Origin of the sequence: Pectobacterium carotovorum (assembly GCF_033898505.1) — a bacterium.
Taxonomy (GTDB): domain Bacteria; phylum Pseudomonadota; class Gammaproteobacteria; order Enterobacterales; family Enterobacteriaceae; genus Pectobacterium; species Pectobacterium carotovorum_J.
Map to the genome: position 1 here is coordinate 83,969 of NZ_JAXAFK010000007.1, position 25,185 is coordinate 109,153.

17 protein-coding genes and 2 pseudogenes are annotated in these 25,185 nt (G+C 53.5%); 2 read left to right on the forward strand and 17 right to left on the reverse strand.

Translation table 11 applies throughout. The annotated features are described in order from the left end of the window. Positions 1-367 precede the first annotated feature (367 nt). The 3 genes and pseudogenes from R9X49_RS21405 to R9X49_RS21415 all read right to left on the reverse strand — a co-directional run. On the reverse strand, positions 368-841 hold the full coding sequence (locus R9X49_RS21405) for an ankyrin repeat domain-containing protein (RefSeq protein ID WP_319850280.1): 474 nt from the start codon (positions 839-841) through the stop codon (positions 368-370). A 13-nt stretch (positions 842-854) separates the two neighbouring features. Next, positions 855-1,115: an HNH/ENDO VII family nuclease gene (locus tag R9X49_RS21410; RefSeq protein WP_319850364.1), complete on the reverse strand. Its 261-nt coding sequence runs from the start codon at positions 1,113-1,115 to the stop codon at positions 855-857. Positions 1,116-1,253: 138 nt separating this feature from the next. Beyond that, a pseudogene (locus R9X49_RS21415) lies at positions 1,254-1,767 on the reverse strand (RHS repeat-associated core domain-containing protein); the annotation flags it as partial. Positions 1,768-1,772: 5 nt separating this feature from the next. Here R9X49_RS21415 and R9X49_RS21420 point away from each other — a divergent pair. Both R9X49_RS21420 and R9X49_RS21425 read left to right on the forward strand, forming a co-directional pair. Beyond that, a pseudogene (locus R9X49_RS21420) lies at positions 1,773-2,000 on the forward strand (transcriptional regulator); the annotation flags it as partial. Positions 2,001-2,079: 79 nt separating this feature from the next. Beyond that, positions 2,080-2,304 (forward strand): SymE family type I addiction module toxin, encoded by a 225-nt coding sequence (locus R9X49_RS21425; RefSeq protein WP_319850281.1) that lies wholly within the window; start codon positions 2,080-2,082, stop codon positions 2,302-2,304. 66 nt (positions 2,305-2,370) lie between these two features. Here R9X49_RS21425 and R9X49_RS21430 read toward each other — a convergent pair whose 3' ends face one another. From R9X49_RS21430 to R9X49_RS21495, 14 genes are all read right to left on the reverse strand, one after another. Further along, positions 2,371-2,739 (reverse strand): barstar family protein, encoded by a 369-nt coding sequence (locus R9X49_RS21430; RefSeq protein WP_319850284.1) that lies wholly within the window; start codon positions 2,737-2,739, stop codon positions 2,371-2,373. 1 nt (position 2,740) lies between these two features. Further along, entirely contained in the window at positions 2,741-7,660 is a 4,920-nt protein-coding gene (locus R9X49_RS21435; protein WP_319850285.1) for an RHS repeat-associated core domain-containing protein, read from the reverse strand. Positions 7,661-7,680: 20 nt separating this feature from the next. Further along, positions 7,681-8,598: a DUF4123 domain-containing protein gene (locus tag R9X49_RS21440; RefSeq protein WP_319850287.1), complete on the reverse strand. Its 918-nt coding sequence runs from the start codon at positions 8,596-8,598 to the stop codon at positions 7,681-7,683. After that, the gene (locus R9X49_RS21445; RefSeq protein WP_319850289.1) at positions 8,595-9,551 is read right to left on the reverse strand and encodes a DUF4123 domain-containing protein; all 957 of its coding nucleotides are present in this window, start codon (positions 9,549-9,551) and stop codon (positions 8,595-8,597) included. The genes R9X49_RS21440 and R9X49_RS21445 overlap by 4 nt, the downstream gene beginning before the upstream one ends. A 158-nt stretch (positions 9,552-9,709) precedes the next feature. After that, complete coding sequence (locus R9X49_RS21450; protein ID WP_319850366.1) at positions 9,710-10,408, reverse strand: ankyrin repeat domain-containing protein; 699 nt, start codon at positions 10,406-10,408, stop codon at positions 9,710-9,712. Positions 10,409-10,488: 80 nt separating this feature from the next. Further along, a complete protein-coding gene (locus tag R9X49_RS21455) occupies positions 10,489-11,859 on the reverse strand; it encodes a PAAR domain-containing protein (RefSeq protein ID WP_319850290.1) in 1,371 nt (456 codons plus the stop codon). A gap of 9 nt (positions 11,860-11,868) precedes the next feature. Further along, positions 11,869-13,905, reverse strand: a complete 2,037-nt coding sequence (locus tag R9X49_RS21460) for a type VI secretion system tip protein VgrG (protein ID WP_319850292.1) — start codon at positions 13,903-13,905, stop codon at positions 11,869-11,871. A 215-nt stretch (positions 13,906-14,120) separates the two neighbouring features. Continuing rightward, positions 14,121-14,639 (reverse strand): Hcp family type VI secretion system effector, encoded by a 519-nt coding sequence (locus R9X49_RS21465; RefSeq protein WP_039348868.1) that lies wholly within the window; start codon positions 14,637-14,639, stop codon positions 14,121-14,123. A gap of 620 nt (positions 14,640-15,259) precedes the next feature. Beyond that, positions 15,260-16,615 (reverse strand): tetratricopeptide repeat protein, encoded by a 1,356-nt coding sequence (locus R9X49_RS21470; RefSeq protein ID WP_319850293.1) that lies wholly within the window; start codon positions 16,613-16,615, stop codon positions 15,260-15,262. Positions 16,616-16,643: 28 nt separating this feature from the next. Further along, positions 16,644-18,080 carry a VasL domain-containing protein gene (locus R9X49_RS21475; protein WP_319850295.1) on the reverse strand — a complete coding sequence of 479 codons (1,437 nt, stop codon included), beginning with the start codon at positions 18,078-18,080 and terminating at the stop codon, positions 16,644-16,646. A gap of 48 nt (positions 18,081-18,128) precedes the next feature. Beyond that, a complete protein-coding gene (tssM, locus tag R9X49_RS21480) occupies positions 18,129-21,626 on the reverse strand; it encodes a type VI secretion system membrane subunit TssM (RefSeq protein ID WP_319850297.1) in 3,498 nt (1,165 codons plus the stop codon). Between the two features lie 24 nt (positions 21,627-21,650). Next, positions 21,651-23,075 carry a type VI secretion system protein TssA gene (tssA, locus tag R9X49_RS21485; RefSeq protein WP_319850298.1) on the reverse strand — a complete coding sequence of 475 codons (1,425 nt, stop codon included), beginning with the start codon at positions 23,073-23,075 and terminating at the stop codon, positions 21,651-21,653. 11 nt (positions 23,076-23,086) lie between these two features. After that, entirely contained in the window at positions 23,087-23,647 is a 561-nt protein-coding gene (gene vasI / locus R9X49_RS21490) for a type VI secretion system-associated protein VasI (RefSeq protein WP_319850300.1), read from the reverse strand. Further along, entirely contained in the window at positions 23,647-25,185 is a 1,539-nt protein-coding gene (locus tag R9X49_RS21495) for a sigma-54 dependent transcriptional regulator (RefSeq protein ID WP_319850301.1), read from the reverse strand. Before R9X49_RS21495 ends, vasI begins: the two co-directional genes overlap by 1 nt.

Consider the following 25,185-nt stretch of genomic DNA (forward strand, 5'->3'; position numbering starts at 1 on the left):
TGCTACCGCCCCCCCTGACATTTACCTCTCTTACCTAAACGATTCAATCATACTGATTTTTATACATTTTCATTAGTGATTTATGTAACATAATCAACCTTAAAGGCTGCTGACTCGAAGAGTCGGAATTTATGGCCGCCCTCCGCGACCATTACACTGGGTCGCGGCAGATTTATTATTGAGATTGAGAATAATTTTTAGCAACTATCTGTTAAATAAAAACCCGGAAGGACCTTGAAATCACATCCGGATTTTTCCACTTAATACTATTAAGTCCCCTTTCAATAACTATAATTAAAGTAATTATTTATACTCACCAGCATCATAGCGCCCTCCCGAAAATAACATCGAAACAAAATAAAGAAAACTATACTTTTACATCAAGAATAGAAATAAGATCTGTATCTTTAATTTGCCTAGCAAAATCTAGCGGAGATCTCCCTGAATTATTTTTATGCTCAGGAAGTGAATTGTATTTTAATAACAAAGATACAATATCATAATCTCCTCTCGCATTAAAAACTGCAGTCCATAGAGCCTGATTACCAAATTTATCAGTTACCAAAACATCACCTTTATTCATTAGAATTATTTCAGCAACATCCTTCATCTTATGCTGAGCTGTATAGTGTAAAGGAGTTTGTCCCTTATCATCTTGGTGATTTACATCAATTCCTAATTCAATAAGTTTATTTACTACGGCAACATTCCCATAAGCAATAGCTTCATGTAATAAATTTTGGCCGTACTCATTAGTTACATTCACATTCTCACTATTAACTAGTGAGCATAACCCTTCACTCTGACCATCTCTAACGAATTGAAAAGCATTACTAATCATCTTTCACCTCATGTTACTTATCTTCAAACATATGGCTTCTATTTGAATAAATAGATTCAGGTTGGTAATTTTTCGGGTCTCTATACTCACTTAGAAATTTATCTTTAGATATCTTACCATCCATATAATCTTTATGTAACTTCCGGTATTCTCTCCCGCTTAAGTGCCCCATATCCCACTGCCCCGCTCTTGATTTACTTCGATCCCAAACTAATTTTTCACCTGAATTTGGATCATAGACATTACCATCTGCTTGCTTAGCTGAATTCCACACCTCATCAACCTGGCCTTTAGCATAAGATGGGCGCCTAGTTGGGTTAGAATATGATTTTGATAATTTAGCAGCATCCTGTGCTGAATATCCTTGAGATCTATATTTTTTATACCTCTTATATCTAGCTCGACAAACAGAGCCAGCCAATCCCAATGGGTCAACCCATTCTAAGGGATTGTGGACGTACGCTTGGGGCCGGATCCCGCCATCTAGTCCAATAGGATCTGGTGAGAGATACTGCCCATTTTCAGGGTCGAAATACCTATGACGGTTGTAGTAAAGTCCCGTTTCCGCATCGTACAGCTGACCCTGATAGCGCAGCTCGCAGTACACTTCCTCATTCGCCGCATCGCCCAGATAGCGCCGCAGCGGAATAGGTCGTCGTTGCGCCCCACAGCCCTTGCTCCCCGCGCCAGCGAACTTTCCCCTCCTCGCTGCACAGCTCTCTCGCCGTTTCCGTCAGGTCGGTCACGATGTAGTGCAGTTGGGTACTGTCGCCCTGCGCCTCCACCTGTGCCAGCGGCCGGAAGCTCCCCGGCTCGTACACCCACTGCACTTCCCGTGCCGCACTGCCATCTGCACGGTACTGCTGCTGACCAATCAGCTGGTCACCGTCCCATCGGTAGGCTACCCGCGCTACCGCTTGCGCCGACGAGGGAAGCCGGGCGCAGAAGGATCAAGGTTTCATCACTCCCTTCTGTAGCACAGATTTTTTCAGTTTATCTCGAAGAGGTATTCGGGGAAGCCCCAGAGCCTGCCAGACGCAAGCGTGGCCCAGCTCCGAAATGGCAACAGCTTATTGAAGAGATAGCCAGTTTGCCCAAGGCAAAACAGAAGATGATTTCGGAGATGTTAAGCGCTCTGATTGCTCAGGCGCGTAACTGACGGATAAATAGCGCGGCGAAGATGAGTTCGCACCTCACCCACGCCGCTCACCACAAGCAACTATACGAGGTAGTTAATCATGGCTAAGGCACATTCTAAGTCAGACGTCACCGTTAATAAAGCAACCAAAACAGAGCGTTACTACACCGTGGGATACGCCCCGCATAATGGCAAGCCCAACCCACCCTCCGCCATCAACCTCAAAGGCCGCTGGCTCGAAGAGTGTGGCTTTATCACCGGGATGCCTGTTACCGTGACGGTGGAAAGGGGGAGGATTATTATTGAGACGCAGATTAATTTATAAAAAACAACCTGACAGCTAATAAAATAAAAAGCCGGAAGGATCGTCAGATCCTCCCGGCCTCTTTAATTAGCTAATAAATAAAACAACTTCTTTCCCTTCAGTTTCAAGATAAGATAAGTTATCAGAAAATATATCCAGTAAAATATTATAACTTTTACTGTCATCTCTAAGAGCTTTCTTAATATCCACTAAAAATACACACACTTTATCATTTTCAAGTGAGTCCAAACCACTAAAAATAGAATCAGAAAAAGCATCAAAATTGCATCTACTATATAATGGCGGATCTAGAGGCAGAGATATTTTTATTTCATCAAAGACGTCATATATACCCTTCGATTGACTGAAACAGGATTTAATTATCACATACCCATTTTTTTCATACTCACTAGATAGAGCATCCAATTCATTTGTTTGGAAAAAATTAAAAGACATATTATCTAATCCTCACAAAAGATGGGTTTCCTGAATCACCGTAATGCGTCCATGTATAATATGTTTCACCCGTATTATTGTTGACAACAACTCGTCTAGCCCCTGCACCACTTACACCGGGACCGGGATCTACTCGATACTCGCTATAAGGAGAATTTGCACCACTTCCGCCAGGCAATTCGCCTTGATGATTTTTAAATGTAGTTCCCCATTTTTTCCCAAGAGCTCCAGCAGGTTTATCTCCGTTATCAATATGTCCTAGCGTTCTATTTACTGCCGCTTCTTCCGCAGCAGGAAGAGAGCCAGGGGTAATCATTGCAGGGTTAGCTCCTTTGGATAGTTTCGCAGCCTCTTCAGCCGAATATCCTTGTGAGCGATAGTCTTTATACCTTTCATAGCGAGCCTGACAAACAGACCGTGCCAACCCCAACGGGTCGACCCATTCCAGCGGATTATGAACATACGCTTGAGGTCGAATACCACCCAGCAGCCCTATCGGGTCCGGTGACAGATACTGTCCGCTCTCCGCATCATAGTAACGATGCCGGTTGTAGTAAAGCCCTGTTTCTGCGTCATACAACTGCCCCTGATAGCGCAGCTCGCAGTACACCTCTTCGTTCGCCGCATCGCCCAGATAGCGCCGTAGCGGGATAGGCCGTCGCTCTTCGCGGTGAGCGCCCCACAGTCCCTGTTCCCCGCGCCAGCGGACTTCCCCTTCCTCGCTGCACAGCTCTCTGGCCGTTCCCGTCAGGTCGGTCACGATGTAGTGCAACTGCGTACTGTCGCCCTGCGCCTCCACCTGTGCCAGCGGCCGGAAGCTCCCCGGCTCGTACACCCACTGTACTTCCCGTGCCGCACTGCCATCTGCACGATACTGCTGCTGACCGATAAGCTGGTCACCGTCCCACCGGTACGCCACCCGCGCTACCGCCTGCGCCGACGGGAGTTGTCCCTCACGCACCTTACTGACTCTGCGACCAAACGCATCGTAACGATACCGCCAGCGTACCCCGTCCGGCAGGCTCACCCGTACCAGACGGTCCTGTACGTCCCAGTCAAAGTACGTTTCCTTTGGCCTGAACCCCGGCCGCGTTTCACGCTTCATCGCCAGACGCCCGCAGTCGTCATACCGGTATTGCGTATGGCCCCGCTCGACTACCCGGCCCGCCGCATCGTAGCGCGCCGACGCCTGTACCACCGCATCCTGTACCTTCAGCGTCTCACCCAGACCCGGCGCTATCTGCGACACCTCGCACAGGTTCTGTTCGCTGTCATAGCCAAACAGCCGTGCCTGACGCCGCCGTCCCTCATCACGGCGCTCCGCCGTCACCTGACCGGCCCCGTTCAGCCGGAACGCCTGTTCCCCCCAGTGACTGTCGCTGATGCCCGTCAGACGGTCCAGCACATCATACTGGTACCGGCGCTCCAGCACGTCATTCACCCGGCCATCCGCGCCCTCCAGCGCCTGACGCTGCAGCAGCCCCGTCGGACTCCACTCGTGGCGTAATGCAAATCCGCTGCCGTTACTGCGCCGCTGCTCTTCGCCCGCCGCCGTGTGGCTGAACTGTAGCGGCTGGTGTGAACCGATACCCAGCGACGACAGCCGACCCGACTGCCACGCCAGTTGCAGCGGTGCCAGTATCCCTTCGACTACCGCACGCTGACCACCCGCGTCGTAACCGCTCTGCACCGCCTCGCCGTTCACCGTTTCCGATGTGACCTGACCCGCCCGGTTATAGGCGTACTCCACCACCGCATCCGGGCTGGCGGCTTTGGTCAGCCTACCGGCCACGTCATACGCCAGCTCGGTGATGCCGTCCGTTTCACCGTCCGCTTTGCGTGCCGTGATTCGTGTTATCCGCCCTGCCGCATCGTGCTCGTAGTACAATGCGCTGCCGTCCGGCGCGGTGCGCTGCACCAGACGGTCTGCCACATCGTACTGATACCGGTATACCCGCCCGTCGTAATGCCGTTCCTCGCTCAGTCGTCCACTGCTGTCAAAACCGTACGTCCAGTCCCGTCCCTGACTGTTCGTCACCCCGGCGAACTCCGCTTCCGCATTGTAGTGATAACGCACCGTCGCCCCCAGCGGGTCCGTCGCTTCCAGCAGGTTATCGAACGCCCCGTAGCGGAACTGATAACGCTGACCCAGCGCATCCGTCACCGCCGTCAGGTTACCTTCCACATCGTAACCAAACCGCGTCTCGCTGCCGTCCTCATACACCACTTTCGACGGTGACGCGCGCACACCGTCATACTCCCAGCGCCGCACCTGCACGCCCGCTTCATGTCCGATATGCCGCTCCGTCAGGCGGTCCAGATCGTCATAGCGGAACGCTACCGGCGGTGCATTATCCCGCTCAAGGCTGCTCAGCAGGCCACGACGGTTATAGTGGTAACGCTGCAACACGCCGTCTGGGCCTATCACCGTCGACAGTTGCCCCGTTTCACCGTAGCGGTACAGCCACTCGCGCCCTTCCGGGTCGTTCACCTCAACAACCTGCCCGGCTGCATTGCGCTGATAGTGCCATTCGCTGCCCAGCGGGTCGATATAAGCCAGTAGTTGCCCGTTATCATCATACGCATACTGGTGCGTCGCGCCGTCAGGCAGAATAACCTCGGTGACCTGCCCCCAGTCATTGCGCTGATACACCGTGCGACCACCTAGCGGGTCGGTCTCCGCCACCAGTTGGTTGTCCACCCACTCGAACCGGGTCTCGCCGCAATCAGGCGTACGTTTTGACAGAATATTATTACGCTCATCGCGCACATAGCTAATCACCCCACCAAACCCGCTGTGGTAATGGCTGGTCAGGGTGTCATCGTCGTATTCAAAGTGACCCGGCCAGTAGCCTTCCGAGGTTCTGTCCCGTATTACACGGCCTTTTTTATCGTAGTCGTGCTCAACCCAGGTCGATGATAAATCCGACCAGCGCAGCAGCCAGCCTTCTGGAGAATAACGATAATCAAAGTTGCACCCATCGCTAGCACGTACGCTCAATAAATACCCATTCTTGTCATAGGTATAGCTAGCAAGTGTTTTCAAAGGTTTGCGATGAATATCGCATAACGTTAAACAGGTAATACGCTGACGACGAGTTTCCACATGAATCAAACGGCTATCAGGCAAAACCACCCAGCGCAATATGCCGAACTCCCAAATCAGCGAGATTTGGTTATCCTGCCGATCCTCTATGGATGTCAGGCATAATTCTCTCCCTCTGGCGTGCTCAAATCGATAGTGCAAACCACCAACATCTTGCAAAATCAACCGCCCCTGTTGACGGGTCAATCGCCACTGCGGGTTAGATGGTGAACGCGTAGATTCCCCCTCGATAGGCAAAACAAATATCGCCTGATTGAACTCACCATCAGTCAGTGTCACCACACCGTCTTCAAGTGTCAGGCTAATATCCCAGTTACTACGCCATAATGATCCTAATAAACCAGGCTTTCGCTCACCACCAGAACGGTAATAGCGTTTAATCGCCAGCGGTAAAATACCTGCTAGTTGGAAATCAGTACGCCACTCCACCATATACCCCGTGGCCATATCGACCGGTTCACCTTCACCTTGGCATTTATTTGATGTAGAGCAGGTCTTTCCATCTGCCGTACTAGCCGTAGATGACGCATGACCGGGAGTACCATCAACATCTGATGGCGTTTTATCTGCTACCTTAATTTCAGGTTTTGCCGCCTTATCTTTTCCTACCGCTGTTCCAGATTTTCTGGTAATAATTTTCCCAATAAACGTATTAACTTTTTGGATAATCCCATCAATAATTTCTTTAAATTTATTAATGAGCTTTTTAATAACACCACAAATTGCCGAAAAACTATCTTTTGCAAATGCAACAATCCAACTTTTTGCTGAACTTGTGGCATTATTCACCATCAGCTCAATAGCCGTAATTATTTTATTGAGCAGATTTAAAGCCTCTTTAGCTTCCTTGTTAATTTTTTCAGCAAAGTCCATTAACCATCGAACAATATTACCATTAGATAGATTTCTAATTTCACGAACGGCTAGTTGAACGGCCTGATTATCCAACGCACTTTTCTCTAATGCTTTCATTGCACGGACAACAGATTTACCTGCAATTTTTAGCGCATGTCCAGGACCAGGAATAACACCTACAATATTCAGTGCACCTTCAGCAAGGAAGTAGTTATCCTCCAGGTTATCTGGTTTTTTATAGGCAGCCCAGCACCACTCACCAATAAAATACACATCCGGTGCCTGACCAACAACAGGAATAAAACCGAGGATAATTTGACAAAGTAGCAAAACCGCTGTTTCTGTTGTCTGATCGGCAACCTCTGCTGATAAGCTATGGTGAATTTTATTAATTGCCCGCTTAAATTCACGATCCCCTGCGTTAATCTGTTTTTTTAATGTTTGAAAACGGTCATAGGCTAATTGATATTTATCTTCAACATTAGAAAAAAATCGCCCACTCCATGTACTATCATCAACATTAACTTCATCATAACGTTCACTGTCTTCAGCGTCGTACTCTACAATCCCTTTTTCATGCAGTAGCAAATAAAGGGTAAAATACTCTCCTGCCAATGCTGCATGAACGGGGTTAGATTGAAGGACTGGATTATTCTCTACGGTATCAGGGGAAGAAAAGTCATCTGAACCTTCCTTAATATCAAGTTGATAAGTACTGCACGCCATATTTTGGACTTTAAAGTAACCATTTTCATCCGTTTGCCCGTCAGTTTTATTCCCTTTGCTATCGGTTAAAACAAAGGGGGCATTTGGTACGGGATCCCCTGATGAGTAAACATACTGAACAAAGGTTTCACACTCACATTCTTTACACCCTCCTTGAATAATTTTATCCGTTGAAAACTCTTTTTTCGCTGCGGAACCACTTTGGTGTAATGAATCCTGTTTATCCTGACTCATGAAATGACGTCCTTTTTATTTTATGCTTCGTCCAGGTGGTCAATAGCTGCCTGATACAGGCGATCCATGCGGCTTTGCGTGCCAATGTATTCAGGCTGTATCAGAATATTTTTTGCCCAGGGCTGATGAATGAATTCCGGCGAGAGTTCTGTCGCCAATGCCAGCCAACGCACGATATCGCGGTCGTTGTTAAAGCCGTTGCTCTTCGCCTGTTCCGCCTGCTGATGGGTAAACGCCCGTAATTCATCATCAGGCGCGTTTTGCCAGTCAGCATGGTAAGCACGCAGATGTTCCATATAGCGCGCCAGATTCTGATGCCCGTACGGCACCATGATGGCTTGCCATTGTTCAGCACTCAGCTGGCGCGGCAGGATGTCTGGAATAGAATGGGGTTCACGGGCAGTGAGGTTTAAGGCGCGTACTACACCGTCAGGGGAAATGTCGCAGAAGCTGGCTATCGGACCATAGAGCGCACAGGCTTCTTGTGCGGAACTGGCGGATAACAGCTGATTCACCACCTGCCAGTCCCCCACACGCAGGATGGCGTTTTCCCCAGAAGGTGAAGCCACCAGGCTCCACTGTCGCAGATGCTTCGTGACCTCAAGCAGTTGATCGAGCGGCGAATACGCCTGCATAAACCACGCTAGCTGTAACCCCATTCCCCAGCCCGGTTGAGTGACAAGGTGTTCTTTCACCTGAGGCCAGTTGGCGACATTAAGCGGAATACAATAGGGTGATACCGAGGCATGAACGCGCCCTGTTTCCCCCCAGTACAAACGCGTCTGCTCCAGGCTGCCCCCCCAACGCTCGGCCAGCCAGGGGACTGCATCGTTCATCGATGCTTCTGCGATAACAAAACAGCCGCCCTGAGCGATACGCGTTTGCCAGGCGGCGTCATCTTCCGGCAGCAGTTCAAGGAAAGGTTGCGATACACTCACAGCGTGACCTCCGTTATGTCGGGTAACTCTCCCCGCATCCAACCGGGGCGATGGTAATTAAGCTGCACACTCTCAATACGTTCAGGTTCAGATTTAAAAATCCGAATACTGTCCGCAATCGAATAACGTTCAGTCAGATGAATAAAGATCGGATGCAAATAGAATTCACTCCCGAGTACCCAGCGGTGGGCGGCCCAGGCTTCACATTCCGCTTCACTGGCTTTGGGGTAATAATTTTTCGCGAAGGCAATGCCGCTAATAAAGCGCGCTTTGACTATTTCAATATCCAGCGGAAAAACACATTGCACGCTGACAAAAAGGAACAGTTCATTCGCGAGTCGGTGTAAGCGATTGTCATTAGCGAGAAGGGAATATTGATCGTGCGTTAAAGTAATGTGGTACGTTTTATCGAGGCCGTGATTATTTTCGTATTTTACGTCCCGCTGTGCGAATAGCTGATATTCCCCACACTCGCTATCGACTATGGGCAAATACAGGTTATTCAACGGACCGAGAAAATCAGTTTGAGCAGCAAGATCCAGAGTGGGCCACCAGGCCGATAAAACGTCTGGCGCATAGCTACGAAATAGCGCTCTAGTGCCATCAGGCCAGAGACAGGAAATGCGCTGCTGCCAAAAATCAGCCACCTGCTGCAGTGTCAGTTTACCATGCATGAGAATTACGCCACTATGCCGCTCCGGCTGCATCTCAGTCAGCCAGTGCAGCAGTGTTTCCCCCGGTTTGCCTTCTTCTATTTTCACCACAATAGGCGCCCACATCTGCCAGTTTTCGGCATCCTTGCCAAAATGCAGTTGTTGCCATATATCTGACGCCGCAGGTTGAAAAGCCTGCCAATACTCAGGTAATTGGGGATAACTCAACGGCGAGATAATAGCGAACAGCGGCGCATTAAACTGGCTGATTTCAAACAGGGTATAACCGTTTGCCATCATCGTTATTTGCCTGTCAGTAAATGAGATAATTTTTAATACGATGAGCGTGTATTCATCACAGCAGCAACGACCCAATAATCACGCAGACTATCGGGTCGAGACATGCCGTTTATTTTTATAACGCAAAATGATTAATAAAACGGAGAATCAAAATAAAACTATACTGGCAGTCCTTTTTCCCTACGCTCCCTAACTTCAGCAGGTGACAGCGGTGGGAATTTAACGCCACGATCCAGTAACAGCTGCTTTACCTTTAACGCCCAAGGGTAGTGAGGCGATTTAGGAGACATAATGGATAAGCTGTCATCCACGGTAAAAGCGAGATTACTGCCTGTATCATCATAAATATTACTATCTGCGCCGTGTTCTATCAGCCAATATGCGACTTCATATTTATTCAGATAAGCGGCATAGTGGGCGCTGTTTACTTTGGAACCATCAACGAGGTTCAAATCAGCTCCCCGTTCTACAAGTAATTTGATATCGGCCCAGCGCTCCTCACCAATAGCACTAAATATTGCAGGCTGACCACGACGCCCAATTGCATTCGGGTCGCCTCCCGCGTCCAGAATAATACGCAGCCAGTCAGGGTCTTTCGCGCCCGCCACGGAATTAACCGCACTGTCGCCAAACCCATCTTTATAATTCGGATCGACACCCAGTTTAAGCGCCAGCGTGACGGCCTTTTTATCCTTCGTTTCATAAATCAGCCACAGCAGCGGCGTGATACCTTCTTTCCCCTGAATATTCAGGTTAACGCCCTGCGACAGCTGATGACGAGCGGCTGATTCGTCACCTTTTTGAATACTTTCCAGTACCGCCACCACGGGCGGCTCAAAAAGTTCACTCGCCCGCATACTGTGTCCTCCCGCCTGACAAGCGGTTAATAATCCCAGAATAACGACGCCTACCCATTTTATACGTGCCAACCATTGCATTATATTCCCCTGAATGTATTGGTTATCTTCCCGATATCTTCCTTTTTCTGGCTTTCAATACCCGCAATCACCTGATCCATACCGTGGCGAGCAATCGGCGAGCCGCCGACAGCGGGAAGTGCCATCATATCACCGCTGGCTTTCGGCAGGCCCCCTTCCAACAGTTTTGCTACACCAATGATACCCCCAAGCGCCGCACCAGCGGCTCCGCCAATCAATGCGCCCGCACCGGATAGCAAACCAGGAATCAACGCTTTGCCATAGGTTTGTGCCATCGTTAGTACCTCACCATCCACAGCCTGCGTTGTTATCAGCGAAGCTGTTTTCGCCAAGTCTGCACCACCTGCACGCGACACGGTATTGTTATGCAAACCCGCAGCATTAAAGGTATAGCCGGGTAATCCCGTTACGCCAACGCCAGCCGATGCCAAACCACCGCCTAATGAATGCCCCACGATGACAGGTGGCGGAGAAAGAACGTTTTTTACCCGCTTTGCCAAATACATGGCCTGATTGTATTGATCCGTCTCCAACCCCATACCTTGCCCAGCGTTAGTCAACCAGTCTTTAACGCCTGTCACCGCATTATTGGTGCCCCGGTAGGTCAACATCGTTTCGCCATTAATTGCTGATTTGAACAGAGCAGAACCAAACCCTGTTTTCTTGTCCATAAAATCATTGTCTGTCAGGCCTGGAAGCTTACTCGTATCCAGAATATCCAGCCCAACCGGTGCCTTAGGTAGTTTGTCCAGCACGCCTCGTCGGAATTCATCAACCGAATAAACATACTGAGCCGCTTCGGCGCGTAAGATGCTGTCGTTATTAAACGCCAGCCGCTTTGCCGCATCGGCTAATCCCGGCAGCGTCGCCGCCTCGGTCGCCAACTTGGCGCGCGCCAGATAGCGCTCTTTACGCTGGGCGACGGAGAGCAAGTCATCAAGAATAGGCAGTTCGGCGACCGACGCCCATTCCATTAACGTTGGCAACAGCATCGGCGTCAATGCCAGCAGAGGCGCGCGGCTTTTTGCCGACTGTTCGGCGCAGGGTTTCACCGGAGACTGATAGGGCGAATCACCAATGATGACGTCCCCACTGCCAGCGGCGACCGAGCCGCCACAGCCGATCGCATCACCGATACGCGCCGCCAGCTTGCCATTGATGATGACCGTACCGGATCCCGCGGATATCGCACGATTATGTACACCATGAGGCATATTCGGGCAGGGGCAAGCGTGGAGTAAGACCGCATCGCTTTTACGGGCCGCCGGTTTGCCATTGATGATGACATCACCGCTGCCTTCAATAATCGGGGTAGCAGGGAAGCAGCCGTGACCCGCGCAGCTGTCCCCTAAACGTGCAGCACCTGGCATAGTTCCTCCTTAACGTCTGTCTGGCGCATCCGGCAGCGTGGGCTTCGTCGGGTCTTCTGGCGTAATCGATACTGGCGCAGTCCCTACGCCAGCCGCACCGCCGTCGTTGATTTTCACAATCGTCCCGGAAATCGTGACGCCCGCGCTATCAATCTTGATAAAGCCACCCGGCGCTTTGATGGTCAGGGCCTGCCCCGCTTCCAGCACGATATCCGCGGCTTTCAGGTAGCTGTCCGTATTCACCAGAACGCGCTGGTGCGCACCGATCAGCGTCTCTTCAGAGCCGGACATCGTCGTCTGACGGCTTCCTTCGATACGGGTAATCTCACCACCACCGATGAAGCGCTTAAACGAAGAACCTATTTTCTGAATAAAGCTTCGGCCAATTTCCTGATGATGGTCCTGACCGATGTTTTCAAAGTCGTCCTTGCCTATCGTGCGGTGACGGTGACGCGTGACCCGTTGGAACTGATCCTGATCCACGCTGAGGTGCTGATCGCGTCCTACGCTCTGCCGGTGGATGTTGTTGATAACACCATCCATATCTTTCTGCGCGTGATAGTAAATTTGTTCACGCGTTGCCTCATCCTCAAAGCGCAGTTCGTTGAAACCACTGCCTTTATGGGTATCGGTACGAAGCGTGGTGCGTGTTTTATGTGCCGGTAAAACATACGGCGTCGGATTGGTTGCGTGGAAAGTACGTCCGGTGATAATCGGCTGATCCGGATCGCCTTCGAGGAAGCTGACGATCACTTCATGACTGATACGCGGGATGGCGATCATACCGTACTGGCCGCCCGCCCAGCCCTGACTAACGCGCACCCAGCAGGAACTCTGATCGTTACTCGCGCCGTAGCGATCCCACGGGAATTGCAGTTTTACCCGACCGTACTGGTCGCAGTAGATTTCTTCACCCGCTGGACCAACGACGGTGGCGATTTGCGGGCCGTCCACCATCGGTTTGTACGGCATGGCGGCACGCCACGTCGTTGTACCTTTCACCACCGCAAAGCTGTTGCTCATGGTGGTCGGTTCGCCGCCGCTTTCCTCCTCCAGCGCCTGCGGCTGCTGCCCGACGTGTGTCACGCTCACCGTCTGCCATACCGCATTCAGCGTCGCATTCGGGTGCTCCGTCAGGGTGAAGGTGTTGCCCGGCATCAGCCCCGCGCAGTTGGATTCCCCTTCGCTCGTTACCGCCCCTGAGCGCAGCGCATCCAGCCGGTAACCGCTGAACGCTTTGCCGCTCGGGTCTTGCTTATAGCGACCCGGATAGTCGTAATGCTGATAGCTTTCACGCTGATGCGCCAGCTCACCGCTCATCTTCTTGTGCGACAGCCCGTAAGCCGGCGTCTTGAAGCTGTAGTCTTTCAGCTCGACTTCGGCCGTACTCACCCGCTCTGCGTAGTGGAAACGCCGGACATATTCGCCCTCGCTCAGCCCCTGTGTCGCCAGGTTGAAGAACAGCTCGGGGCCTTTGGTCAGTGCCCCCGCATCGTCGGCAAACACCACCCGGTGTTTGCCCTCTTCGTATTCGTGGAAGAAGTACAGTCCTTCCTCGGCGGCCAGACGGGTGACAAACGCCAAATCGCTTTCCCGATACTGCACGCAGTATTCACGCACCGCGTGCTCGTTACGCAGCGCAAAGGCGTAGTCGGTAATGCCCGCTTCTTCCAGCAGTGCACCGATAATCGCCTCCGGCTTTTGGGCCTGAAAAATGCGGGCGTTGGTGCGCAACCCCAGCCGCCACAGCGCCGGACGGACTTCCGCCTGATAGCGCGTGCGCCGGAATCCGGTGTCGCCCTGCGTGAAGCCGCTGACAATCCCGCTGACCCGGCGCTTCAGCTCGCCCTCATACCAAATCATCAGCTCGCACGGCTGGTCCAGCACCGCGCCGAAATCGACATCCGGCAGCGCACTCGCCAGACTCAGCGACAGGCTAAAAGGCCGGTTCAGCCCTTCATCCAGCCTGAAATCCACCACCGCAAAAGTGCCTGCTGCCAGGGCACCGACCTTAACGGTGAACTGTAATCCTGTACTGTTTGCCACCTGCTTTCTCCTTCTTCGCCGTTGCCATGGCTACCGCACGCCTCGGGTTACCCCAGAGCGGCATGTCGCTATCCTGATGAAAATGAAAACCTGAGTTGTGGTCTGAGTCTGCTCACACCACAAGTCATGTTGATAAAACGCCACGCGGGTAAAAAACACCGCCCCAAAGAAAAACGCAGAAAACCCGGGACAAGCCCGGGTTAGAGACAGAAAGATTACGCTTCGATCGGCGCACGCCAGTCATCAGAACCAGAAGTACCGGCAACCGTGTGCTCCCAGTCGATTTTGCGGTAGGCCAGTGACACTTCGATCAACTGGGTGTAGTCCAGTTTTGACGGATCCTGGCAGTGTGGCATTTTGCAGTCGATGTCAACGATGGTGGCATCGGTCAGCACGGTAGAGAAGAAGTGCTCTTGCTTACCTTCAACCGACGTGCGGTACCACTTCAGCGTTACGGTCGGCAGCATTTCGCCGGATGCCAAAGAGTTGTACATCAGCGGAACCGCTTTGTTCAGCGCGACGGTGAATTTGAACGGTTTGTGCACACGTTGGCCGGACGGCTGACCAGACTGTGGGTCGGTCGGTACGGTGACGATGTGTTTGAATTCCTGAACCAGCATTTCGTCTTCGTGGCCTTCCACATAGATGTTGCCGACAGAATCAGAAGTGAAAGCACCCGCGGTGATGTTGCCCTGAGTTTTACCTTCGATGCTGATATAGCATGGAGTTGGCATAGTGTTGCTCCTTGTTGTTGAATAGATCGGTGTTGAATAGATTTAGCTGTTTAACAGAATGAGTAACTTCACCGTCTGTATAGCAATACACATGCCAAAAGTTATCTTTATGTTTTATAAAGAAAATTACCTAACAAAAATTTCACCTAAGTAAAATTTGAGCAAGAAGTTGCGCAGACTTCGCAAATCGTTTGCAGACATTGCGCAAAAAGTGATTTACACCAGAAAGTGAGCAAGAAGTTGCGCAGAATGCGCAGTTATTCTGAAAGTTTGAGTTAGTGATGAATTAAAGAAATGAATGACCGATAGAAATAGTGCTTATTAATAGCAAAAAACTATATTTGACGATAATTTACTCATTTTCATAACGGTAAGAGTAAGCAGTCACTTACGTTTTTTGTGAAAAACAGGCATAGCAAAATCAGGATATCCCGTAATAAGACGACGAATAAAAGAGCAATAAAAACAAAAAACGGGTGTTGCTATCACGCAACACCCGCCTGTTTATTGCCACTATTTATGATCCAGCCAGACCGCTCTGCTCTGCTGGTTCTGCTTTAACGATTTACCAGCAGCGGTTGCCTATCAGCTAGTGAGCACCGACAAACAACCACTACGAATTACTCTGTTTTCCCCGATGACCAGTGCATTGCCAGCCGCTGTCCGGCCTTGATTTCATCCGGCTGCATCGTCGCTTCCAGATCGTTACGTGCATGAATGGCTTCGCTCATCCCCTCCGTCGCGGCCATGGCATACCAGGCGTAGGCGTGAATACGATTGCGGGATGCCCCCAGCCCATCCTGACGCATCATCCCCATACGATACTGAGCCATACGGTTACCGTCATTTGCCGCCAGACGGTACTGTTTCATCGCCTCAACATAATCCTCTTTACCGCCTTGCCCCAGCCGCAGCATTTCACCGTAAGCCAGCCGAGATTCGGTGTCTCCTGCTGATGCCGCTTTAGCATATTCTTCACGCGCACGCGCCAGTTCGTTCGCTTTAAATAACCGCTCGCCCAGCTCGCGCTGCGCCCGGATATAGCCCGCGGAGGAGGCCTGAACCAGATACTGTTCACGTTTTTCATGGGTTGTCTGGCTCTGGCTAAGCAAATAATCTGCCTCACCCGATCCGCCAGATGCAGCACGCTCCAGCCAATAACGCGCCTTTTGCTCATCCCAAGGTAAGCGCTTACCTTCGCGGTATGCCTTGCCCAGCCAAAGCTGTGCTTGCGCATCGCCTGATGACGCGGATTTTTGATACCAGTTCAACGCATTTTCGCCGTCTTCGTGCTGCGCCATCCACAGCTGCGCCTGTGCCTGCCCCAGCGTCGCTGCGCGGAAATACCAGCGTTCAGCCAGATCGCGACGGATAACCACACCGTTGCCCTGTTCATAGCGCTGCGCCAGCTGGTACTGCGCATCCCGATTGCCAAGTTCTGCGGCTTTCAGCAGCCACGATACGGCCTCTTTTTCGCCGCCCGTATGCGTCGCGTGCCACTGGGCAACAATCAGCTGCGCAGGGGGATAGCCGTTCGCCGCTGAGGATTCAAACGCACTCAGACAGGCCGCGACCAGTTTTCCCTGATGCTGAACCTGACAGTCCATGCCGAGCCGATGCCCCGCTTCGCCATTTCCCAGACGTGAGGACGTTGTCCACCACTGGCGAGCAGACGGACTGTTCTTGGGCGCACCCAGCCCTGCCTGATACCAGTCACCAACCTGAAGTGCGGCGGCCGCGCGCATTTCTTGATTGCCCGGCAGCTCAGACAGGCCAGATGCCTTCTGCATCCACTGCATCGCCTCGGTGTACTGTGAGCGCGCGGCGAGCGTCTTTGCCAAATGATATTGTGCCTCACCATTTCCCCGGTTTGCTGACGCCGCCAGTTCCGTTTCAGGCAGCGACGTAACCGGCGCCTGACATGACGCCAGCCAGCAGGCCGAGAGGGCTATCAATAATTTTTTGTATTTCATCATGTGCTCAGCGTTTTTCCCTTCACGATAATCAGCTGGCGGAATTACCCTGCTGCAAACGGTACAGGCGAATATTGAAGGCGCGCAGTTCATCTTCCATCGCACGCAGCTCCGATGGCGTCAGCGGCTGACTCTTGGTTTTACGCGCCTCAAGCTCCCGCAGTCGTATCCCGAAGGGAACATCCGACATCAGGTCTTTTTGCATGTCGTAGAGCTTTGATTTCAGATAGGAGATCGTCACTGTCCGGCGCTGGCGTTCCAGTTCCAGCAGCTGCTGCAAGGTATCGTTGACTCTGGCACGAGCCTGTTCGTAACCCAGCGTTTTCGGTTCATCGCCCTGCTGGCGTTCAAGCGCAATCTGCCATTGGCGTTCCATCTCCTTCACCGCCAGCGAATCGGGATAGAGCTGCTGCATCACGTTTTTCAAGCCGTTACCGTATTGGTACAGGTAAAACGGCGACGCGTTTTTCACCTGTTCCAGCTGTGCCTGATAGCGGTTGATCAGCTCGCCTTCCATGCCCTGCAGTTTCTGTTCGCCCAGCACAATACGCACCCGGCGAATGTCGTTATGATCGGGAGCCGCAGGCAACGCGTACGCTGGCTGTTGCAGTAACGCCAGCGCGTCGGCTTTCTGATCCTGCCAATACTGCCAGCCCGTCATCGCCGCCACGGGCAATGCACAGGTCAACAGCCCAGAGACAAACCAAAACCAGGCTGGCTTCTGCTTTTTATGCGCCTCAATTTTCAATACCGTCGGTTTCATTTGCCCTTTCTCCCGTCCGATGAGAATACTGCCTGCGGGCAATGGAGCCTGGCCCGAGCCTGATGAACCACTGCTTTGCACCGTCGCGCCGGGCTCCATGTCTGAATGAAAGAACACCATGGGCGGAATCTGCATATCCTGCTTTTTCAGTTCCTGATCGTCCGACACAATGACAATCTCGGTTTCATCGAACAAATGGGTGTAGCCTTCGACGAAGTGCAGCAGATTCTCGACGCGAGGAATGCGGCTCAGGCCCGAGTTGTGCAGTTTTTCACTCATCAGTTGTAGCGCGCGTTCGCAGCGATAAACCAGCCGCTTGTGTTCATGGCTGATGGCGTACTGCCGCACCACTTCGCTGATGCGGGCAATAAACCAGTCCAGCATCTCGATGCGCGCCCGTTCCTGATGCACCGGCGGCCAGAAGTTATCCCACTGCGTTACGATCAGGTTCGCCAGAAATTCGCAACTTTCCGTGAATCCCGTCAATCCCGCCAGCCGCGAACGCGCCAGCGTAAAGTAGATCGCCGTCTGGAGATCCACGCCCTGCTTTTCAAAGATGGTGGTGGCCATATCGTGCACCAGCATCCAATCCACATCAGGGCGAGACGCGTGACTCAACTTGTTAATTTCCGCCCGAAGTGCGTCAAACTCCGGCAGCATCCGTGGATCGCGGCCGACTTTCAGGGCCTGTTGTGCATCTTGCATATCACATCATCCAGCAATAGGGAGCCTGAACGGGCTCCCGAGAGTTAATTAATAAAGCGAGTCAGGCAGCGTGAACTGGCTGAACAAACCACCGGCAAACGGGTTGTGGCTGGCATCGGTATACACGCGATACGTCATCGCACCGTTCTCCAGCGAGAAGCGCACATCAAAAGTGTTCTCATTCACCTGAGTCAGTTGATCGCTATTGATTAACCGGAACATCGCCCACGGCCCGCTAAAGCTCAGGCTACGCGGTGAACGCTCACGATCGTCCGGCACCAGAGTCAGCTTACTTTCGGCCCCGTCACGCATACTGTTTGGCCACACCAGCGGCGTTTTCTGGCGGCGACCGTGGCTGTACTCCAGCAGTTGTCCATCCAGATTGAGCACGCTGCGGCGCTTGTTCGCCGTCAGTTCCAGCGGTTCCAGCACGAAATGCACTTCCAGACTACCCTGCGCATTAAATAGGGTCTGGCGGATGCGGTTAGCGCGTTCAAGCTGTTTCACCAGTTCAGCCTGCAACGGTGACGCCATGCCTTCTTCCAGCATGCCGCTTTCCATCATCGCCTTGAGGTTGGTTTGATAGAAGCTGTCCAGCGTCCCACCTGCCATGAAGAACATTTCCATTTCCGACAGCGGCACATCCTTGTTCGATGACGGGTCAAAGGGGTAACGATCTGCCAGCTTCTCATTGAATGGCGTGACGACTTTATCCAGCCACTCCTGATTCAGCGACGACATCGCCAGCCCGGTCACCAGACTAGCGCTCTCTCCGGCTAATTGTCCGACCCAGCGATCCAGCGGCGCGGGAAGGCTGCGGGCGTATTGCTGCAAGGCGAACACCGGATCGGCAAATTTATTTCCCTGCCGCGCCTGCACGGCTTTCAACGCCGCCTGCCCCGGATCGGTCGCGTTAACGATCTGATCGAGATAGTGATAGAGATCGGTCAGTTTCTGGTTGACCTCTTGCACCAGCGGCCCCTGCTCGCCGCGTCCGCTCAGCGCTGCGTTGATGGTCATAAATGGACGACCGGTACGCGTGTTGATGTTCTGCGCGGTGTCGTTATCGTCATCGGACAGCTTACGAATGCGGGTGTTATCACTGACCGTCGTCAGCACGCGCTGGAAGGGCTGATCGTTGCCAGTAATATCCGTGAGAATGTCGAGCGCCTGTTCCGGCGTATCGAGCGTCTGCACATCAATGTTCGCCAGCACTTTCTGCCACTGGTTGATGTAATCCGTAATGTAGCGGTCATTCACCTGACGCAGAATTTCCCGCCGATCGGCCTCGCTGAACTGCGCACGTTCGCGCTGCCCCAGCACCCAAGCGTCCAGTGCCGTCAGCTCTAACAGCGCTTTGTCCTGCTTGAGGTAATAATCACTAAAACCGGGATACGTCAGCAGCCGTGGCACGCTTCCCGCTTTGTCATTGCGCAGGGAAAACACTGGATCAAAGGTCGGCCCGACCTCATCACGGATCGCTAAATCCGGTGGCAGCACTTGAGTCGCCTTCATGACCAGACTCTGATAAACGCGCTGATACATCGGCAGCTTGCTCAGTTCCTGCTGAGCCAGCGTGATCGGCTGATTAAAGGGTGCAAAGGTGCTGATCGCTACCGCATCTTTCTGCTCACGCGCCTTGTGCCAGTCGGTGTGCTCAAGGGCGTAATCCAGATGCTGCATCAGCTGTTCCTGTACATTGCCCTGCCCAGGAAATGCCTTCTGCCAACGCTGCGCCATAAACTGTTCGACCAGCGTTTTATTGCGTCCTGACGCATCATCCAGCATCCGCATCACGCGCAGAATCGTCAGCTTTTGCTCGCTATTGGCAGGCGCCTGATTCAAATCTTCCAGCAGCCCTTGCATCACCGCCGGTAAAAAGCGCTGGTTCAGCATTTGCAGATAGGTGCCTTCAACATAAGGCCCAATTTTACCGCCCTGATACAGGCCAAGGTCGGCCAGTAGCGGCGTACGTTCGTGGTAATTACCAAAGGATAAGGTCGCATCGCGAATCAAATTCAGACGCGGCAACTGCTGATAGCCGTAGCCCGGCTGCCCTTCCAGTTCATTGGTGCCGATAAACGCCTGCGCTTTCGTCAGTACGTTACGTCCGGCTTCTTCATTGACTCGATAGAAATGGTGCCAGCCGCCAATCAGCGCCAGACTGGCAAGCAGCATGCAGCCCACGCCGATACTCAGTCGACGTCTGCGATAGAGGCTATGCAACCGGTTTTCCCCCGCCAGGCTGGCCTCAGGGAAAATGACATCAGGAAAAAGGCGCTGCACAAAGAACGTATTCGATTCACCGCGCAGCGCAGGGTTAATCGGCTCTGGCAGTTGATAACGTCGGGAAGCCGACTGCGCAAAGGCATCGAACGGCACGCCTTGCTGATAGACAGAACTGACGTAAACGCCGCGGATCAGGAACGCGCGATCTTCGCCCGTCGCTAACGTTTCCGTCAGCACTTCCACCACGTAGTCTTTCACGCCAGCCAATTGGCGAACAAACGAGAACAGCGAATTGCGCACGCTTCTGTCGGACTGCGTCAGCAGCATGTCTGGCAGGTTATCATTCAGGTGCGTGACCCACTCATCCCAGAAACGCTCCAGCTCTTCTAACCAGTCTTTGCTGTTGCTCGCCTGCGGGGTAAAAGTCACCCCTAATACCGCCTGCCGCGCCTCGCGGTTCAACTGGCGATAGACCTTATCGAAGCCGCTCAGCATATCCAGCCGGGTCAGCGCGATATACACCGGTAAACGCGTGTTGATATTGACGGAAATTTCCTGCAAACGGGCGCGCATCACCTGCGCGTAGGCTTTACGATCCGCGACGCCAGCCTGTGCTAGCCAGGAAATATCCAGCGTGAGCACCAGACCGTTGAGCGGCTGACGACGGCGGTTTTCACTGAGCCACTGTAGCAGGTGCTGCCACAGTCGGGCATGGCGCTGTCCGAGCGAATCGCCCTCCAGCTCAGGCTGGGCAAGTAGCTGTCCGCTGGGATCCCAAATCACCGCAGATTCCCCGACCCAACTGCTCACCTGCTGGCCTGCCGCCACGTCTCGCAGCTCCGCATCCAGCTTCGGGTTCATTTTGTTTGCCGGATTAGCACGATGGATCAGACTACTTTTTCCGCTGCCAGCCAGACCAATCGTCAGATACCAGGGCATCGCATACAGCGCTCTTTTGCCCAGTTGAGTCTGAAAAGCGTCCAGCCAGCGATCGAGAAATGTCTGCTGGCTGTCGACATACACCTGCAAGGGATCCTGTTCAATCACCTGCTGCTCATGACGTTCCGCCCGCATCTGCTGCACACGACGCCAGACCATCCAGGCGCTGTAGGAGAACGCCAGCCACAGCCAAACCAGCGTGAACACCACGCGGCCCCAAATTCCCTGTAATGGACGCGACTCGCCCACCACCAAACGCGGCCCCAGCCACCAGGCCAGAACCAGCACGACGACCCACAGTAGCACGCCCAATAGTAGCCAGGAGGGTTTCAGTTTAGGCAACTGCTTGCGTAGAAAGGTTATGATTGTTTTAAACATAAGTGACCATTCACTCCGAATGTCTTATTTTTTGCGGGATGCCGCCAACCGCTCCACGCGGCTGACCATTCCCGGTTCCCATTGCATCAGGCCCAATTGTTGGCTTTCCTGCCACATGTGCTGATAGTGCTGTGCTGCCAGTGACTTCATCCCTTCTTCGGCGAGTAAATCCGCCAGTACCAACTCGGCATAAAAGCGGTCACGCGGCTCTTTCAGGCGGCGCATGCGTTCATCCAGTAACTGCATCGCCGCCCCAATCCCTTTCTCATCCCGACAGGCCGCCGCCTCCGTCGCCAAATCGTCCTGTCGCGCTCCGCCTCCGCCGCGCACGGGCTGGCTGGACTGCAACCATTGGCTACACTTCCCAGTTAAAAAGAGCGCGCCATCGCTGAACGCCAGTTCACGCAGCTCCGGCACACGCAGAAGAAACGCAGAAAGTTCCTCAGCAATCGCCGTCGCGACAGAAGCATGTCCCAACCGTGAGGCCACCGAGGCAGACAGCATGTGACCATCAAACCAGTAAGGAGCCAGCACCAGACTTTGTTCTATGCGTTCCCACAGCGCCAAATCGGCCTGCGCCAGCGCACTTTGGTATTCATCTACACGGTCTGACGAGACGGGTGCCAGCTGGGTTTTATTCCCTTTGGACGACATCGGCGGAGTGGCAATACCGGACCAGATAGCGTGGCGGCGCAGACGGTAGCCCATCGGTGAGTCGGGATGACGCTCAACCAGCAGCGCGGCGACGTTCAACTGGGTTTGCCGCCAGCCGCGCTCGTCGGATGAATTAATCTCCACCGAACTGACGGGTGTCGGGGCCGCACTGGCGCTGGTTTCACTTCCACCTGCGCCTCCACTGCCGCTCGCTGCCGGGGTCGGTTTTGCCGTCTGATTCGCCTGTTCCTGCGCCTGCTGTCGCTGTCTGGCGCGCTTAACGCCCTGCACCAGTTCATCCATCAGCGCCGCTTTGTCGCTCGCCAGCTCGCCCCAGCGGGTCGCCACCTTCTCCGTTAACTGCTGCAATTGCTCCAGCTCTGCGCTGGATGCACTTTCTGCAATACGCGGAAGCACGCTCTCAAAACGCCGAACAATCTGGATCATCAACTTCTGTTTCTGAACCGGACTGGCGGGCCAAGCGGCCACCCAGTAGCTCTCCAACCAGCTGTCCAGTAGCATCAGCGCGGTAGAAAACGGTGTCGCTTTGGCCGGGTGCTGTAAGCAGCGCAATAGCTGCACCAGCACCCGCATGTCTTTGGTCTTGCTTTCCAGCAAGGTCAGGCAGTAACCCGCCACCACGTTAAGATCGACCTGGTTATGCGCCAGCGATCCCAGCTTGACCAGCTCTGTCTCGACCTTTTCCCAGAGCGGATCGTCAGCCAATACCGCCGCGCGCAACATCTCATCCGGTAACGAGGTTTGCAGGCGTTTACACCAGGGATGTGCATGCATGAACGCCTCCTTTACCAGTGGCACTGCTGACGCAGCGGCGCGAGTGCTTCGCCCAACCCGGCGAGTTCGATACGCAGCGTGTGACCGTCCGCGCCGTTAAGCACCAGTTCGCGATGCCCAATCCAGCGCTTTAATGCATCAATCGCGGGCAGGCCGCGCCCCGACTCCAGCAGCAGTCCGCGATTGCGGATAAACCAGCTGTCGGACACCGTTACGCCATCAAGCTGCGACGTGACGGACTCTCCTGCCCAGGGTTCACTGAGCGTTAAGCGCAAGTGCGTAATATTGCTGGCGCAGCTAATCACCAGCGTATTGCCATCGGCCAGCACGCGGGTGAGCGTCATATCGCCGCTGTCGGCTTCACGTCCCAGTTGAAAGGTTCCGCCCGCCGCCGCGTTATCACGTTGTGGGGACAGCGTGCCGCTGCGTTCCGCTTCCCGGCCCAGCGCGTCATAGCAGGCCAGCCGGAGCTCTGAAGCCGTCTCATTGCGGCACTGTTCCCATAACGACTGCCAGGCGGGATCGGGCGTCGCGGCGGTTGCCAACAATAGGGGTGCCATCGTCAGAAACATCAATTTACCTCCAGCTTCTGGCATTTGTGGTCGAGAGTGCGTTTAGGGATATTGAGGCTATCGGCCACCAGCAGGCGGTTGCCCTGAAACTGGCGCAGGCGTGCCTCAATGACAGCCGCTTCATACCGCTGTGTGGCAATACGCAAATCGTGGATGTGCTGATAGCGATCCTGTTCCTCAGCCGTGCTGCTCGTCAGCCGCTCGCGCAGCTCCGGCGGCAGCGACGCCAGAGACAATGCCTCACCGTCCGGCGTATGTGCACAGGCGACTTCCAGCAGGTTGCGCAGTTCCCGTACGTTACCGGGAAAGTCATACCCCACCAGTTGGCGTAGGAAAGCCCGGTTCAATGGCCCAACGTGCTTTTGCTGTTTATTGGAAAATTGACCGATGAAGTGCTCACACAGCAGGCGAATATCGTCCGGTCGCTCACGCAGCGGGGCGACCTGCAACAGGCACTGGCAAAGGCGATGATAGAGATCCTGCCGAAATACGCCGTCAGACACCTGCTGTTCCAGCGGCTGATGGGTCGCAGCAATCAGGCGGAAATCAGAATGCACTTCTTTCTCCGCGCCCAGAGGACGGAAGCTATGCGTCTCCAATACCCGTAACAGCTTGGCCTGCATGGACTGTGGCATATCGCCGACTTCATCCAAAAACAGGGTTCCGCCGTTAGCCTGCTCGACCAGACCAATCTTGTTGTTTTGTGCGCCGGAAAACGCGCCTTTCTGGTAGCCAAATAGCTCGCTTTCAATCAGGTTTTCCGGGATTGCAGCACAGTTGATGGCAATAAAAGGTTTGTCGGCACGCTCGGAACATTGATGCAGCAGACGCGCCACCACATCTTTCCCCGAACCGGTTTCGCCCTGAATCAACACCGAAAGACGGTGTTTTGCTGCCTGATAGATCTGCTGGTGCAGCGCTTTAATCACGGTGGACTGCCCCACCAAGGTCGTTTCCACCCGCTTTTCCTGCTCGCGACGGCTCTGCCCTTCATCCTTGATCTGGCGCAGAGAATCTCTCAGCGCGACCTGCTCCCGACGGGTATACGCCAGTTCACGCAGCAGGATAAGCTGGCGGCAAAACACCTGTGCCAGCCGTTCGCACTCGCCCTGCTGATTCAGCGTTTGCAGGCGCGTCGGCGTATCCAGCAGCGCCAGCACCGCCAATGGCTTACCGCTGTCCGACAGCAGCGGCAGCGCGTGCAGCCCGCAGTTCGTCCCGACAGAAACCAGCATCTGCCGAAAGTCACGGTGCTCAATGCGGGCACCGCCATAGAGAGAATCCCAGGTGCGGGCCTGATTCTTATGCAGCGCATAAGCCAGCGGGTGGCTAAAGTCGTCCACGCCCAGACTCAGCGCCACCGGCGTGTCATGCACTCGCCCCTGACAGGTCAACTGCCTGCCGCTGACATCCACCATACCCAGTAGCATCCCTTGAGGCTGCCAGGCGGTCTGCATCGTCTCCAGCAGCCAGTCGCACAGACCGGCCTCGTCATGCTGCCGGGTGAGTGCAAGCGCCAGTTCGAGGGCATGTTGCAT

Bases quoted from the DNA above. Each gene is read 5' to 3' on its own strand.
- R9X49_RS21405 (WP_319850280.1), bottom strand. From the start codon at position 841: ATGATTAGTAATGCTTTTCAATTCGTTAGAGATGGTCAGAGTGAAGGG.
- R9X49_RS21425 (WP_319850281.1), top strand. From the start codon at position 2,080: ATGGCTAAGGCACATTCTAAGTCAGACGTCACCGTTAATAAAGCAACC.
- R9X49_RS21430 (WP_319850284.1), bottom strand. From the start codon at position 2,739: ATGTCTTTTAATTTTTTCCAAACAAATGAATTGGATGCTCTATCTAGT.
- R9X49_RS21435 (WP_319850285.1), bottom strand. From the start codon at position 7,660: ATGAGTCAGGATAAACAGGATTCATTACACCAAAGTGGTTCCGCAGCG.
- R9X49_RS21445 (WP_319850289.1), bottom strand. From the start codon at position 9,551: ATGATGGCAAACGGTTATACCCTGTTTGAAATCAGCCAGTTTAATGCG.
- R9X49_RS21450 (WP_319850366.1), bottom strand. From the start codon at position 10,408: ATGCGGGCGAGTGAACTTTTTGAGCCGCCCGTGGTGGCGGTACTGGAA.
- R9X49_RS21455 (WP_319850290.1), bottom strand. From the start codon at position 11,859: ATGCCAGGTGCTGCACGTTTAGGGGACAGCTGCGCGGGTCACGGCTGC.
- R9X49_RS21465 (WP_039348868.1), bottom strand. From the start codon at position 14,639: ATGCCAACTCCATGCTATATCAGCATCGAAGGTAAAACTCAGGGCAAC.
- R9X49_RS21470 (WP_319850293.1), bottom strand. From the start codon at position 16,615: ATGATGAAATACAAAAAATTATTGATAGCCCTCTCGGCCTGCTGGCTG.
- R9X49_RS21475 (WP_319850295.1), bottom strand. From the start codon at position 18,080: ATGCAAGATGCACAACAGGCCCTGAAAGTCGGCCGCGATCCACGGATG.
- tssM (WP_319850297.1), bottom strand. From the start codon at position 21,626: ATGTTTAAAACAATCATAACCTTTCTACGCAAGCAGTTGCCTAAACTG.
- tssA (WP_319850298.1), bottom strand. From the start codon at position 23,075: ATGCATGCACATCCCTGGTGTAAACGCCTGCAAACCTCGTTACCGGAT.
- vasI (WP_319850300.1), bottom strand. From the start codon at position 23,647: ATGTTTCTGACGATGGCACCCCTATTGTTGGCAACCGCCGCGACGCCC.
- R9X49_RS21495 (WP_319850301.1), bottom strand. From the start codon at position 25,185: ATGCAACATGCCCTCGAACTGGCGCTTGCACTCACCCGGCAGCATGAC.